The following is a 13,482-nucleotide window of genomic DNA, read 5'->3' as shown; positions in this document are numbered from 1 at the left end:
GCTCTATTTATTGTCATTTATTGTAATTCGCTTGGCTAATCCCCTTAATCAGATGAGGACCTGATCACAGTATATTTGTTTGCCCTAATAGCCTAAAGCTATACAGTATAGAGTCTTCGAGAGATCAACGGCCAGGGTGAATACGGTTGTATGCCTGCCTATAGATGGACAGGTTGACAGCACCGGAGTTGATAAGTTCAGGATAAAAATTTGGGATCTGGCAAGTGAAGAGGTAATATACGACAGCCAGGCGGGAGCGGAAGACGGCGCTGAGCCATAAACCGTTATGGGAGGAAGCCGCATCGTAATCGTGTCAACAAAACCGTCCCCTAGACACGCTCCCACTGGTTCAAAGGGAGCAGCTTGTTTCAACACCATGGACTCTGCAGTTATTAATCTGTCGACATTCTGGATAGCCTTTATAAGGCCCTTTTTATTTTGAGGGTTGGGGCGATATCAGACCGTTTTTCTCCATTTCTTCTTTTGCTTTTTCCAGCTTGTCCAGCCCCACAATAATGCTGCGGATCATATCGTCGCTGTACAGGTCGGTGATCCATGTTTTCACAGTTTCCACATCGGCGCCGTAGTGGTGGGAAAGGTTTTGCAGGAGGTTTTCTTCAGCAAAGATGCGGTCGATCATCCTCTGCCTGATTGAAATAGTTTTGTTATTACCGGGCATAATAGACACCTCGCTTGTATTACCGTTCTATTATAAACCCTTTTAAGCTTCACATTCCATAGAACATTGACACCTTAAAATATTTTACGCATGATTTACAGGATTTAGTTTTATTAACCTTTGAGTTTAAACCTTGTTAATCTATTAAATCTTGTTAATCATGTGAAATATTTTTTATTTGTAATTTATGATTTAAGTGCCTTTTTTGAGGGCAAATCTGAATAACTGACCGGCAGGGGAGAATATTTAAATATTTTATTTTCCCAGGTCCGAAGTCTGACGGTGCTGCCCTCATTTTCCACCAGGTAGCGGGGCTGGACCGGGATTTTACCATACCCCCTCGGGGCATTGATTACATACATCGGCACGGCCAGGCCGGAGGTATACCCGCGAAGCTTTTCCATGATAGACAGGCCCTCGTTCACGGAAGTGATAAAGTGACGTGTTCCCTTAACCGGTTTCGCCTGGAAGATGTAATAAGGCCTTACCCTGATTTTCAGTAGCTCCTGGCACAGTTTTTTTATTATATGGGAGTCGTTGTTAACCCCTTTCAGGAGCACCGTCTGGTTTCCCATGACCACGCCGGCTTTGACCAGCATATCACAAGCCGCCCTGCTTTCCGGTGTAATTTCTCTCGGGTGGTTGAACTGGGTATTGATGTAGACAGGCGGGTGGTTTTTGAGGACTTCGCACAGCTGCGGGGTAATCCGCTGCGGCAGGGTGACGACAGCCCTGGTGCCGAGCCTCTTTATCTCAACATGTTTAATTTTATCGAGTTCACCCAGCAGCCAGTCCAGTTTATTGTCACTTAGCAGCAGCGCATCTCCCCCTGTTATTAAGACATCCCGTATTTCCCTGTTCTCGCGTATATATGAGAGTGCGGCCTGCAGGTTTTGGTAAGGCTGGTGCCGGTCTACCTCTCCGATGTTGCGGCGCCTTTGACAGTGCCTGCAGTACATCGCACACTGGTTGGTGGCGTTGATGATCAGCCGGTCGGGGTAGCGCCTGGTAATAGAGGGGGCCGGTGAAGTGAATTCTTCAGCCATCGGATCGATCTGTCCTGTTTGGTCCATTTCTTCAATAGACGGTACGGACTGGAGCATGATCTCGTCTGCCGGGTTGATTGGATCAATCAGTGAGGCGTAGTAGGGGGATATCGCCCAGCGATAGCGTATGCCCACTCTCCTGATCTGTTCACATTGGCTCAGGGTGAACCCGAACAGGTCGGACAGGGTAACGGCGTCACAAATCCGGTGAGAAAGCTGCCAGCGCCAGTCCCGCCAGTTTTCTTCAGTGGCGTTGAAATACCGCAGGATAAGCTCCTTGTTGAATAAAAATGTCTCTCGAAAGTCAAAACCGGTCTTAATTGATCCTTTTTGCAACAGGTAGTCGCTTATTTTTTCCTTTAATTCATTTGAACGTCTGACTGCGATCGCTTTTTTTTCTTCCTCGTCAAATTTCCATGATTCAACTTGTGTGAACATGTTAAAGTCCTCCTTTTTGGCGAAGTTCCTGGAGACAAATAACCCCGGACAGAAGTCCGGGGGGAAAGGGCGTTTAAAGAAAGCAATGTTAAATTAAACCCGGGCAGCTCCAGTAAAAAACAAAGCTTGTCCAGATCTCCCTTTCAACGCTTACGAAGTTAGCTGACGGGTTCGGGCCGAAAGAGTAGCCCTACCGGTTGGGTCGTGGGAATTGGGACGTGGGACGTGAGGTTTCGGGTAATTCTTTAGGGTTTTTAACCCCAAATTCATTCCACAGTTCTCACGACTCACAACTCACGACTCACGACTCAACGGATTCACCCCGAAAAATTGGTTCCCCCGCTTCTTATTTAAGAACTCAGCGAAAAATAGTGAAATTATTTAGTTTTTTACATTTATTACTACAACTTATTATATCATCTAAAGTTGGCAGTAACAAGCAAAGCCGACATGGTAAAATATTACTCCCTTTAATAAGTATACGCCGGCAGCCGGTAAAACTCAGGGGCCGAATACGTATTGCATTTTTTTAATGGGTGGGGTGCATGACGACCTTCACGCAGTTGTCTTCTTTACGGGAAAATTTAAAATATCCATCCAGGGCGTCATCAAGTGAAATATTGTGAGTAATGATATCGTCAGCCTTAAGGCGCCCTTCCCTGAATATCCCAGCAGTTCGTCCAGATAGTTTTGCACCAGGACCTGGCAGCGAGATTTATTCCGGGCCCGGCAGCAGTTTTCTTAGTTCCATGGGCAGGGGGAACAAGACTGTGGTATTCGGCGCGTTTGCAACTTCTGACAGGGAGCGGAGCATCCTCAGGGTCAGCCCGCCTGTCACGCCGGTTAACACCTCGGAGGCCTGGGCCAGCTGCTCGGCCGCCTGGCGTTCTCCTTCGGCCTGGATGATGGCCGCCCGCCTGCCTCTTTCCGCCTCGGCCTGGCGGGCGATAGCCCTGGTCATTTCCGAGGGCAGGACAACGTCTTTGATTTCCACCGCAATCACTTTAATCCCCCAGGGGTCTGTAGCTTCGTCCACAATTTTTTGCACAGTCTGGTTCAGCTTTTCACGCTGTGAAAGCAGTTCGTCGAGTTCGGCGGTGCCCACAACGCTCCTGAGGGTGGTCTGGGCGTACTGGTTTGTCGCTGCGTGGACATTCTCGACGTTTACTACCGCCTTGTCCGCGGATACGATCCTGTAATAAAGCACAGCGTTTACTTTGCAGGCGACATTGTCCCTGGTAATGACTTCCTGAGGCGGCACGTCGAAAACTATCACCCGCAGGGATACCCTGATTATCCTGTCAATAAACGGGATGATTAAGATCAGACCGGGCCCTCTCACATTAACAAGCCTGCCCAGCCTGAACAACACAGCCCTTTCATATTCAGGAAGGATTTTGACCGCGGACGTGATCACAGAGAAAATTATAACGGCCAGTATTATAACTGAAAAAAGGTTGTAGAACATTAGTTTTCCTCCTTTGCTGCATCTGTTCCATTGTTATTGATATCCGGGCTGACAAAAAGAACAAGTCCCTGCCGTTCCAGCACTTTGACTTTTTTGCCCTCACCGATAGTATGCCCATTTTTTGAAACTGCCTGCCACATTTCCCCTTTTAATCTAACCATGCCGCCGGGATTAAGTTCTTTAACAACGTAAGCGGCGGTGTTATGAAATTCGTCTTCACCGTGCACAGGCTTGTGCCTGCGAATGCGGGATACGCCCATAATGATTGTCGACATAAGAAGCGCACCGACAACGCCCACTCCCAGCGCCAGCAGCTTGAAAGCGGAAAACCAGGCAGGGGGCATCAAAGGCTCTGTGGGGAAAAACATGATACCCAGGACAATGCTAACCAGGCCCCCGACGCCCAGCACACCGTAGGTCGAGGTAAAAAATTCCGCTACCAGGAGCCCGGCTCCCAGCAGGATTAAAAATACCGCCGCCAGGTTACCGCGGAACAGGCCCATCCCGGCCAGGCCTAATACCAGGCTTATTGAACCAGCGATCTCGGGCAGGAGGAACCCGGGCGAATAGAAGCCGATGATCAATCCATATATACCGATCATCAGTAATATCATTGCAAATGTGGGATTGCTGACAAGGTGAATGAGCTGTTCATTAACGTTTAAGGGCAGTTCAGTGATCCTGGCTCCTGCTGTGGCCAGGCGCCTGTCGCCGGCATTGGTTTTGACGGCCATGCCGTCGATTTTTTGCAGTAGATCAGCCGGGTCCGCGGCGTTGATGTCCACAACTCCTGCCTCAAGCGCCTCGTTGTTGTTTAAGGCCAGGTTTTCCGTGACGAATTTTTCAGCCAGGTCCGCGGGGCGGCCCCTTCCTCCCGCAATGCTTTTCATATGGCCGGCTAAAAAATTTATGGTTTTCTGGTCCGCGGCCTGGGGGGACTCGCCGGGGGAGGCCATAGTCACCGGCATGGCTGCCCCGCAGGTGGTGGCGGGGGACATGGCCGCGATATGGCCGTTAATCAGGATAAAGGTACCGGCTGAGGCTGCTATCGCGCCCTGGGGGCTGACGTATGTAATGATGGGGACGTTTGAAGAGGACATTGCCTGTAAGATATCGAGGGTAGCCGAGACCAGCCCCCCCGGGGTGTTAAGCAGTATTAAAACTGCCTCGGCCTGGTCCCTTTCCGCCAGGTAGATGCCTCTTTGAATGTGCCTGGCCGTGCCTTCTGTCACAGTATCGTCCACCTTGACGGAATAGACGGAAGGCTGCGTAGTCTCGCCAGGGGATGGGGTTGTACAATACAGCGACAAACAGGAAAAAACAAACAGGGATATCGCAAGCCCGAACTTTATTAACTTCATTTATTTTCTCCCTACCGGTAGTATAATATCTAAACCATTCCACCAGATTTATTGCACCTTTGAGGGCTGCTGGCGGAAACACCGATTCACCTTTAATTAGCTATTGTCAAATTCGGTTAGAATATTCTATATAAAATATCAAGGAGGCTGGGGTTTATCCCCAACCCCCTCCCCAGAGTTGCATGATTACTCCGCAGGCCAGGCGCCTGCCCGCGGCTCCCGCCGGCTGCGTCCGGTAGTCGTCCGGGTTTTCATGAATTATTACCGACCTGCCGATTACCTGCGAGACGCTGAACTTGTTTGTAAAGAACCCCGTTACAGCCCGCCCCCCGTTTGAGAACAGGACCGGGAAATCGCCCGCGTGGTTGCCGTGAGGCTGGTTATTGGGATTCCAGTGCCCGCCGGCGGCCTGAAACGGGTTAGCAGGGTCGCCCACTGTGCAGTTTCCGTGTTCATGTATATGGAAGCCGTGCGGTCCAACCGGCGGCGTGCTGTTCCGGGCCGGCTGGTAAGGCGGCAGACCGGACACGTCAGCATAAACCCAGGCGCCGCCGGGGACATCATAAAAATACACGATACCGGTTATTTGCGGGCACAGAGGCCCGCCGCGCATGACCGCCCTGGCGGTCCTTGTATTTAATCCCGTGTTATCCATACTGTAGACTCCTTCACTTAGATTTGTTTATATTATGAAATGTTTTCAGCAGTTGCCAGTATTTTGCAACACCTTTAATCTGAGAGTAAAACTAGAAACATCCTGGAATATTTTTTTAAATAATTAGCAGGATATGGTATTATAAATAAAAACTTCAGCTTACGGAGGTCCGGGATAATGAATAAGCAAATCAAGCTGGTCGATATAGCTAAGATAGCGCTGTCGATGGAAGAAAAAGGTCATAAATTTTATTCCACCCTGGCGGGAAGAGTAAATGATGTAAGGCAAAAACAGATGTTGATGAAGCTGGCGGAAGATGAAAAAGAACACAAAAAGCTTTTCGAAAAAATTATCATGGATTACAGCGACGACGAAACGCTGGACGAGGAGACCTCCAGTTACTTAAATTCCATTCAGAAAGACAGCGTTTTTCCGGAACCGGCCGGGGTGGAAGATTTCGCGGGCGGCCTGCATTCATTAAAGGACGTCGTAGCAATAGGGATCCAGGCTGAAAAGGACGCAATCCTGATTTTTCACGAGCTGACAACAAGGACACGTTCCGAAAAAATAAAAAAGATTTTGTATGATTTGCTTGAGGAAGAAAAAATGCACCTGGTTGAACTAAGAAATTACCTCGAAGAGCTTTAAAAAGTAAAAACTGACTTTTTAAGGAGTGATAATTTGGCGGGACCAAACGAAGAGAGACGTTATAAGACAGCGACTTTTGCGGGAGGTTGTTTCTGGTGCATGGTCGCCCCCTTTGAGGAAGCCAACGGCGTTATTGAGGTTATACCGGGCTATACGGGCGGACTTAAAGAGTTCCCCTCTTACCGGGAGGTCTGTTCGAACACGACCGGACACTGCGAGGCGGTGCGGGTCACCTTCGACCCTGCTTTAATAAGTTATGAAGAGCTGCTGGATATCTTCTGGCGGCAGATCGACCCGACGGACGTGGGCGGCCAGTTTTTTGACCGTGGGCCGTCTTACCGGACAGCTGTTTTTTACCATGACCAACCGCAGAGAGAAAAGGCGGAAGCGTCAAAAAAAGCTCTTAACAGCAGCGGCAGGTTTAACAAGCCTGTTGTAACGGAAGTACTGCCTGCTTCCACTTTTTATCCCGCGGAAGATTACCACCACGACTATCACAAGAAAAACCCCGGACATTACAAACAGTACCGCAGGGGATCAGGGCGTGATGTTTTTATTGAAAAACATTGGAACAAATGATGCAGTCATTTTCATATTCAAACACATCTATATAGAAAGGTCTGATGTTAAACTGCGAAAAGAAAAATTGACTGAGATGCAGTACCAGGTTACTCAAAAAAACGCCACAGAGCCGCCTTTCAAGAATGAATACTGGGATAACAAGCGGGAAGGCATTTACGTGGATGTAGTTACCGGCATACCGCTTTTTAGTTCAAAAGATAAATTTGATTCGGGCTGCGGCTGGCCCAGTTTCACCAGGCCCCTCGACCCGGGGGAAATTATTGAAAAAAAAGACCTCAGCCATTTTATGGTCCGCACCGAGGTGCGCAGTAAATCAGCTGATTCGCACCTGGGACATGTTTTTGGCGACGGTCCAGCTCCGCGTGGGACGCGTTATTGTATCAATTCAGCCGCCTTAAGGTTCATACCGAAAGAAGACCTCGAAAAAGAAGGTTACGGCGAGTATGCCGGCCTGTTTAAAAGTTAAAGGAACAAAGGCGTCCAATTAATTACCGAAAGGGGTTATTTTTAATGACGACCAAAGCGGCGGTAGACGATTTTATATCCCAGAAGACTCTGGCGGTAGTGGGTGTTTCAAAGAAAAAAGGAAAATTCGGCAGCACTGTCTATCGGGAACTCAAGGCGAAAGGGTACAGGGTGTTCCCGGTGAACCCTAAAATTGACGATTTTGAAGGGGATAAATGCTACCGCAGTCTGAAAGAACTGCCGGAAGTCCCGGGAGGCGCCGTAATAGTGGTTTCTCCCAAAGCGACGGAAAATGTGGTGCGGGACGCCGCGGCGGCCGGAATAAGCCGTATCTGGCTCCAGCAGGGGGCTGAATCCAAAGAAGCGATAGATTTGTGCAAAGAGAACGGCATTGATGTCACACACGGCCACTGCATTCTGATGTTTGCCGAGCCAACCGGCTTTCCGCACAGAGTGCATCGCTGCATATGGCGCCTGCTGGGCAAACTCCCCCGGTAACCGATTAGACGGGGGAATGCAGGTGAGGCTTTAGCCGCACATTATTGGCGGAATAAATCCCGCCCTACAAAGCCGAGGAATGTCCCCGATTGGAAAAGGCATTCCTTTTAGGCCGAGATATGTCCCCAAATAGCCAAGCGGATTCAACACCATGGAGACTTTGTCTGCAACCATAGAGCCCGTATAAGGGTTCTTTTTCATTGGAAGGTATCGACAGGTTTTTGTCAAATAATAAACTAACAAATCCATGTTACATGTGATCAGGGGAGAGTAAAGTAATGAAATGGAAAGCCGTCCTGAAAAATTTAGACGTCATAGCCATCATAGCCGCCAGTATCGGCGCGATCGTCCTGCACCACCTGGGCATAATACCCGAGACTTATGTGATCTCCATCCTGCTTATGCTTTTGGCCCTGCACACGCTGCAGGAAGCGCTGCGGGGAGAGGAGATAAAAGAGGACATCAAGACCATTACCAAAAACGTGCAGGTCTCCGACCCTGAGGTTGAGCTTATAAAGCCCAGGGAGCTCCTGGTCTACACCGAGGAGTTCGCCCTGAAAAACAGGGGAGAAGTTTGGTGGTTTAACGCGTGCTGCACGATGTTCCGCTCCCAGGAGCTTTTCGACAGGCTTTTAAAAACCTCAATCGATAGCTCCAGGACCACTAAAATATATTTTGTGATGAACAAAACCATGAAAGAGGCCTGGGAGCGGGATATCAGGCCTAAAATAGAAAAGTGCCGCGGCCGGGACAAGGTGCAGGAGCCAGTTTGGCGTGAAATTGATGAAGACATAGCCTTCCAGATGATCGATGTCGGGGTGGACAGGGAAGCCAAGGAGGCCCTCCTGGCATTCTGGGGAGAGCCCTTTATGATGGAGCTGGGCAGCGAGGGGCAGCATGTGCCCAGGTACCTCATCCATGTCAAGAGCCAGTCCGAGCTCATCTCCCGCCTGCAGGACATTTTCGTAAGGTGCCGCTTGAAAAACAGCTGACCTTTGGGTAATCAGTTTATTAATAAAATATTAACCTTTCCGAAAGCTTTAGTTAAGCTCCCTTTATTAAAATGATGTCAATATATTTTAAGGAGCTGGTTTTAGTAATGATCCAAATAAAAGACAATATTTACTGGGTGGGGAAAAAAGACTGGGAGATCAGGAAGTTTCACGGTGAGGAGTTTTCTACCCACCGGGGCTCGACCTACAATTCTTACCTGATTAAAGACAAAAAGACAGCGCTGGTGGACACGGTGTGGACCCCTTTTCACCGCGAGTTTATCGACAACCTGGAAAAGAACATAGACCTCAAAAGCATTGACCTGATCGTGATCAACCACACCGAGCAGGACCACTGCGGCAGCCTGCCTTACCTGATGGAGAAGATACCCGACACGCCCATCTACTGCAGCAAGAACGGCGCGATGTTAATCAAAAGGCACTTTCACAAAGAATGGAACGTCAATATTGTCAAAACAGGCGACAGCATTGACCTGGGAGATAACAAGCTGGTCTTTGTGGAAATGACGATGCTGCACTGGCCTGACTCCATGGCCACCTACGTGGCAGGCGCCAACGTGCTGCTGTCCAATGACGCTTTCGGCCAGCACTACGCCTCACCTTACATGTTTAACGACGAGGTGGACCAGTGCGAGCTTTACCAGGAAGCTCAAAAATATTACGCCAATATATTAACTCCCTTCAGCAAGCTCGTGAAGGCCAAGATTAAGGAAATATCCGCACTTAGCCTGCCAATCGAGATGATCGCTCCAAGCCACGGCATCATCTGGCGGGACAACCCCCTGCAGATCGTTGAAAAATACGACCAGTGGGCAAGCGACTACCACGAGGGCAAAGTGATTGTAATTTACGACTCGATGTGGGGCGCCACCAAAAAGATGGCGCTGGCCATAGCCAGGGGCGTTGAGAGAAAAGGCCTGGGCGTAAAAGCCCTGAGTATGGGCAAATACGACAAAAGCGATTTAATGACGGAAATATTTAAGTCCAGGGGCGTCATTGTCGGCTGCTCGACAGTAAACAACGGAATCCAGGGTGACGCCGCCGCGGTACTCGAGTTGATCAAGTGCCTGAAGTTTAAAAATAAAATCGGCGCTGCTTTCGGTTCCTACGGGTGGAGCGGCGAGTCAGTCAAAATCATTGAGGCCAGGCTAAAGGAAGCGGGCATTGAAATCGCACTGGAGGGCATCAGGGCGCAGTACACCCCGTCGCCTGACGAAATTAAATCCTGCGAAGCCTTCGGTGAAGCGTTTGCGGAAAAAATATAATTAATAAATATTGTAAGGCCCACCTTTTCAACGGTGGGTCTTTATAATTCATAAGGACAGTATGCCCAAAGTAAAACAAGATCAGGTTTTTTATAGGGGGTTCACGACATGGAAACACTTTGTCTACATCCTGGTTCAGGTTTTTTTAAAGTCTGCTTAATCTGGGGAATATATATTTAACTTGCCGTTATTGAGGTTGCGAAGGGTTTAAAGGAAACATTTGGCAGGGTGTCCATTATGAGGTATAATTGAATCGCCAGATCTCGGGCAGCAGCTAGACACAACACCTGGTTTTTATGGAGCATGAAGAAATTAAATGGAGGGTGAGTGGATGTTTAATTTTAAACGAAGAATATTGAAATTGTCTGTGGTCGCGCTGGTAATTTTAAGTTTTGCCCTTCCGGCCGGCGCGGTGGAAAAAATGACCGGTGATTCGGTGATCGTACCCGCCGGTAAAATTACCGGGCCGCTTTTTGCAGCGGGCAGCTATGTTGTTGTAGACGCTGATGTGGACGGGGACGTCTTTGCCGCCGGGCAGGATATCACAATAAACGGCGATATAAGAGGTGATCTTCTGGCAGCGGCGAGGACCGTCAGGATAAACGGCAGGGTAAGCGGCAACGTCCGCTGCGCTGTTTCCGATTTGGACCTTAACAATGAAATTGGCAAAAGCCTGACCGCGGCTGCCGCACAGGTCAGGCTGCATGAAAATTCGGAGATCGGAGATGACGCGCTGGTCTTCGCGGGCACCGCTTTATTCTCAGGCTCAGTAGGCCGCCAGGCGCTGGGAGCCGGCGGGGACTTCCGCATATACGGGCCGGTCGGCGGCAGTGTCCATTTCTGGGAGGTGGAGAACCTTACGCTGGGACAGTCCGCGTCTGTTAACGGGGATTTAAACTACAGTTCGCCAAATGAGGCTGACATCTTGCCTGGCGCTATTATTACAGGGGAAACCAGGTGGGAGCAGGTTCAAAGGACCGAGCAAAAAGCGCGCCCGGAAGGTATTAACTGGATTGCTCAACTGATCTGGTTCGTTACAGGCATTGTGGCATGGGGCGTATTTATCCTGATTTTCCCGCGGATCTGGAGCGGACTCAGTGAGAACATACTGCGCTCACCCGGCTCCGCCCTTGGCTGGGGCGCGCTTGCGCTAATTGCCGCGCCGCTGGCCTCCCTTTTGCTGCTCATTACGGTTATAGGCATACCGCTTTCACTGACTTTAATCGTGGCTTATTTATTAACTCTGTACGCGGCAAAAATTATAGTCGGGGACGCCATTGGCCGTTACCTGTCGGCGCGCCTGGGCTGGGAAGGCAGGGTGCACGGCATCTGGACCTTTATGATTGGCTTTGCCGCGCTGATCCTGCTTGGCAGGATTCCGGTGGCCGGGTTCTTCATCAGTTTGATCGCTGCGGCTGTGGCTTTAGGGGCGGTAGTCCTGTCTGTCATACGCTACCGGAATAGTACGATCGCGTCACAATAGAAAAACGTTAATGCAGATTATAATTGATTTTGCATGGAAAATTAACCTATAATTAATTAACCTATAATTATTGAAATGAGATAGTGGAGTTGATGATATGCCTGTCCCGCCCAATGAGGAAGCGATGACAAACCAAAAAATCAAGGAGGACTGGCTGGCGGCTCTTGACGGCATGGTGAAACAGCTAAAAGAATGGACCAGGCCGCAGCACGGCGCATCATGTCCATGCTGCACGCCGCTTTGTGAGATTATTCAGACTACGGTTGAACTGGATGAGGAGCATATAGGCAGCTACAGCGCGCCCATGCTGTACTTAAAAACGAAAAACACGATTATCGAGCTTAAGCCGGCGGGCAGGTTTGCCATCGGGGCCATTGGGCGTGTGGACATGACGAACAACAGGCGGAGATATTCTTTCTTATACTCCAGCAGGAGGGGCTGGGTCTGCATGGAAAACAGGCAGCCGCTGACTAAATCCCTGTTTCTCGAACTGTTTGCCGAACTTGTTAAAGCGCAGCCGTCCAACCTTCATTGAGACGTGAGACGTGTGACGCCCCATGGTGTTGAATATGCCTGGCTCATTTTCAATGGACCGTGTCAAGAGGACAGTTCTGTAGACACGATTTTTTCTCAAGATATAATATTTGTAATCGTGTCAACAAAACCGTCCCCTAGACACGCTCCCACTGTGCAAAGGGGGCAGCTGGTTTCAACACCATATACTCTGCAGTATAATTTGTCTACAACCTGAAGCCGGGCTTTGCCCGGCTTTTTCCATATCCATGTAATCTGTGACGTTTTTAGAACCCAGGTCCTTTTTAAGGTCCTTTGGGGCAGGTGTCCGTGCTGTTCAGGCATGCTTTTATGCGTTCGGTCATGGACTGTTTGAGCTGATCGGCCTGCTCCGCGGTAATTTTGCCTGCCGCGGCTTTTTGATCAATTTTTGAGTTGAACTCTGCCATCATGTGATCCACCAGCTGCTCCTCGGTGATCCCTTTTTCACCGGCAATCTGTACCAAAGTTTTGCCTGACTGGCGCGCGGCCAGCAAATCTTCCATGCTGATGCCGAGAAAACCGGCCAAGTCCTCCATATCACCCATGCCTCGTCCCATTTTCATTCCCGTGCCTGGTCCATCTTTAGGATCCATTTTGTCTTTTCCGAAATTCGGCCCGGTGTTGGCGCGGTTCAAATCAGTTTTAATCCGCTCTGTCATGGATTGTTTTAACTTTTTGGCCTGTTCCGCGGTAATTTTGCCGTCCGCGACCTTTTGATCTATTCTTTCACTATATTTTTCAGCCATGAAATCCACCAGCTGCTGTTCGCTGATCCCTTTTTCAGCTGCGACCTGTACTACTGTTTTGCCCGACTGGAGGGCGCCTGTCAATTCTTCCCGGCTGATGCCAAGAAAATCAGCTAAATCAGTTATGCCGCAAACCATGTGCATGGCAATATTTTTTTGAAAAACTCCCTGTACAACCAGTCCTGCCGGAGTGTCTCCCATCGCTAAAGCTTTGAAATAGGGGAAGCCGCCCAGGAGAACCATCCCCAGGATCACAACCGCGGCCGCCGCGACAAACCAGCCTTTGACTTTCATAGATTTTAAAACCTCCTTTGATTTAACGCAGGACTAATCATTGGTCAGGTCTTCTTTAACATCCCTCAGTATGGCCGTGTTTATATCCTGATTTGAAACGACCCTGTTCCTGGCTTTCCGCTTTTGTTTTTTAAGGGGAATATTTTTTGTTTTATCGGCTGCCATAATAATCCACCTTCCCTTATAGTTTAAGTGTTTAAGAGGTAGTTTGCTTATACGCGCGGATTATATGCAGATGTAAATTTAGAAAACCAGGTGTTTTATGATGACTAAAGGAATAAAGTGA

14 protein-coding genes, 1 pseudogene and 1 riboswitch are annotated in these 13,482 nt (G+C 49.2%); of the genes and pseudogenes, 8 read left to right on the top strand and 7 right to left on the bottom strand.

What is annotated here, in order from left to right:
- Nucleotides 1-136 precede the first annotated feature (136 nt).
- Complete coding sequence (locus ACOBQJ_RS11200; protein WP_421071853.1) at nucleotides 137-280, top strand: hypothetical protein; 144 nt, start codon at nucleotides 137-139, stop codon at nucleotides 278-280.
- 153 nt (nucleotides 281-433) lie between these two features.
- Here ACOBQJ_RS11200 and ACOBQJ_RS11195 read toward each other — a convergent pair whose 3' ends face one another.
- From ACOBQJ_RS11195 to ACOBQJ_RS11175, 5 genes are all read right to left on the bottom strand, one after another.
- Nucleotides 434-679 (bottom strand): hypothetical protein, encoded by a 246-nt coding sequence (locus tag ACOBQJ_RS11195; RefSeq protein WP_421071852.1) that lies wholly within the window; start codon nucleotides 677-679, stop codon nucleotides 434-436.
- 185 nt (nucleotides 680-864) lie between these two features.
- The gene (eam, locus tag ACOBQJ_RS11190) at nucleotides 865-2,163 is read right to left on the bottom strand and encodes a glutamate 2,3-aminomutase (RefSeq protein WP_421071851.1); all 1,299 of its coding nucleotides are present in this window, start codon (nucleotides 2,161-2,163) and stop codon (nucleotides 865-867) included.
- Nucleotides 2,164-2,295: 132 nt separating this feature from the next.
- A riboswitch (cyclic di-AMP (ydaO/yuaA leader) is annotated at nucleotides 2,296-2,537 on the bottom strand.
- 341 nt (nucleotides 2,538-2,878) lie between these two features.
- On the bottom strand, nucleotides 2,879-3,631 hold the full coding sequence (locus ACOBQJ_RS11185) for a slipin family protein (RefSeq protein ID WP_421071850.1): 753 nt from the start codon (nucleotides 3,629-3,631) through the stop codon (nucleotides 2,879-2,881).
- Entirely contained in the window at nucleotides 3,631-4,992 is a 1,362-nt protein-coding gene (locus ACOBQJ_RS11180) for an NfeD family protein (RefSeq protein ID WP_421071849.1), read from the bottom strand. The genes ACOBQJ_RS11185 and ACOBQJ_RS11180 overlap by 1 nt, the downstream gene beginning before the upstream one ends.
- 154 nt (nucleotides 4,993-5,146) lie before the next feature.
- On the bottom strand, nucleotides 5,147-5,647 hold the full coding sequence (locus ACOBQJ_RS11175; protein ID WP_421071848.1) for a superoxide dismutase family protein: 501 nt from the start codon (nucleotides 5,645-5,647) through the stop codon (nucleotides 5,147-5,149).
- Nucleotides 5,648-5,824: 177 nt separating this feature from the next.
- Between ACOBQJ_RS11175 and ACOBQJ_RS11170 the strand changes: the two genes are divergently transcribed.
- The 7 genes and pseudogenes from ACOBQJ_RS11170 (at nucleotide 5,825) to ACOBQJ_RS11140 (ending at nucleotide 12,136) form a co-directional block, all read left to right on the top strand.
- Nucleotides 5,825-6,295 carry a ferritin family protein gene (locus ACOBQJ_RS11170; protein WP_421071847.1) on the top strand — a complete coding sequence of 157 codons (471 nt, stop codon included), beginning with the start codon at nucleotides 5,825-5,827 and terminating at the stop codon, nucleotides 6,293-6,295.
- A gap of 99 nt (nucleotides 6,296-6,394) precedes the next feature.
- Nucleotides 6,395-7,343, top strand: a pseudogene (msrB, locus tag ACOBQJ_RS11165) (peptide-methionine (R)-S-oxide reductase MsrB).
- Nucleotides 7,344-7,387: 44 nt separating this feature from the next.
- On the top strand, nucleotides 7,388-7,840 hold the full coding sequence (locus ACOBQJ_RS11160; RefSeq protein WP_421071846.1) for a CoA-binding protein: 453 nt from the start codon (nucleotides 7,388-7,390) through the stop codon (nucleotides 7,838-7,840).
- Nucleotides 7,841-8,118: 278 nt separating this feature from the next.
- Nucleotides 8,119-8,832: a hypothetical protein gene (locus ACOBQJ_RS11155; RefSeq protein ID WP_421071845.1), complete on the top strand. Its 714-nt coding sequence runs from the start codon at nucleotides 8,119-8,121 to the stop codon at nucleotides 8,830-8,832.
- A gap of 107 nt (nucleotides 8,833-8,939) precedes the next feature.
- Nucleotides 8,940-10,118, top strand: coding sequence for an anaerobic nitric oxide reductase flavorubredoxin (locus ACOBQJ_RS11150; RefSeq protein WP_421071844.1), 1,179 nt, complete (start codon nucleotides 8,940-8,942; stop codon nucleotides 10,116-10,118).
- Between the two features lie 331 nt (nucleotides 10,119-10,449).
- Nucleotides 10,450-11,601 carry a hypothetical protein gene (locus ACOBQJ_RS11145; RefSeq protein WP_421071843.1) on the top strand — a complete coding sequence of 384 codons (1,152 nt, stop codon included), beginning with the start codon at nucleotides 10,450-10,452 and terminating at the stop codon, nucleotides 11,599-11,601.
- A 97-nt stretch (nucleotides 11,602-11,698) separates the two neighbouring features.
- Nucleotides 11,699-12,136: a hypothetical protein gene (locus ACOBQJ_RS11140; protein ID WP_421071842.1), complete on the top strand. Its 438-nt coding sequence runs from the start codon at nucleotides 11,699-11,701 to the stop codon at nucleotides 12,134-12,136.
- Nucleotides 12,137-12,419: 283 nt separating this feature from the next.
- On the opposite strand, the gene ACOBQJ_RS11135 is transcribed toward ACOBQJ_RS11140, so the two are convergent.
- Together ACOBQJ_RS11135 and ACOBQJ_RS11130 are read right to left on the bottom strand one after the other, a co-directional pair.
- Complete coding sequence (locus tag ACOBQJ_RS11135) at nucleotides 12,420-13,196, bottom strand: hypothetical protein (protein WP_421071841.1); 777 nt, start codon at nucleotides 13,194-13,196, stop codon at nucleotides 12,420-12,422.
- Between the two features lie 33 nt (nucleotides 13,197-13,229).
- Nucleotides 13,230-13,361 (bottom strand): hypothetical protein, encoded by a 132-nt coding sequence (locus ACOBQJ_RS11130; protein ID WP_421071840.1) that lies wholly within the window; start codon nucleotides 13,359-13,361, stop codon nucleotides 13,230-13,232.
- Nucleotides 13,362-13,482 lie beyond the last annotated feature (121 nt).

The organism is Pelotomaculum propionicicum (assembly GCF_048984525.1).
Classification (GTDB): domain Bacteria; phylum Bacillota; class Desulfotomaculia; order Desulfotomaculales; family Pelotomaculaceae; genus Syntrophopropionicum; species Syntrophopropionicum propionicicum_A.
The sequence above is the reverse complement of the archived record's forward strand: the minus strand, read 5'-3'. Positions and strand labels throughout refer to the sequence as shown.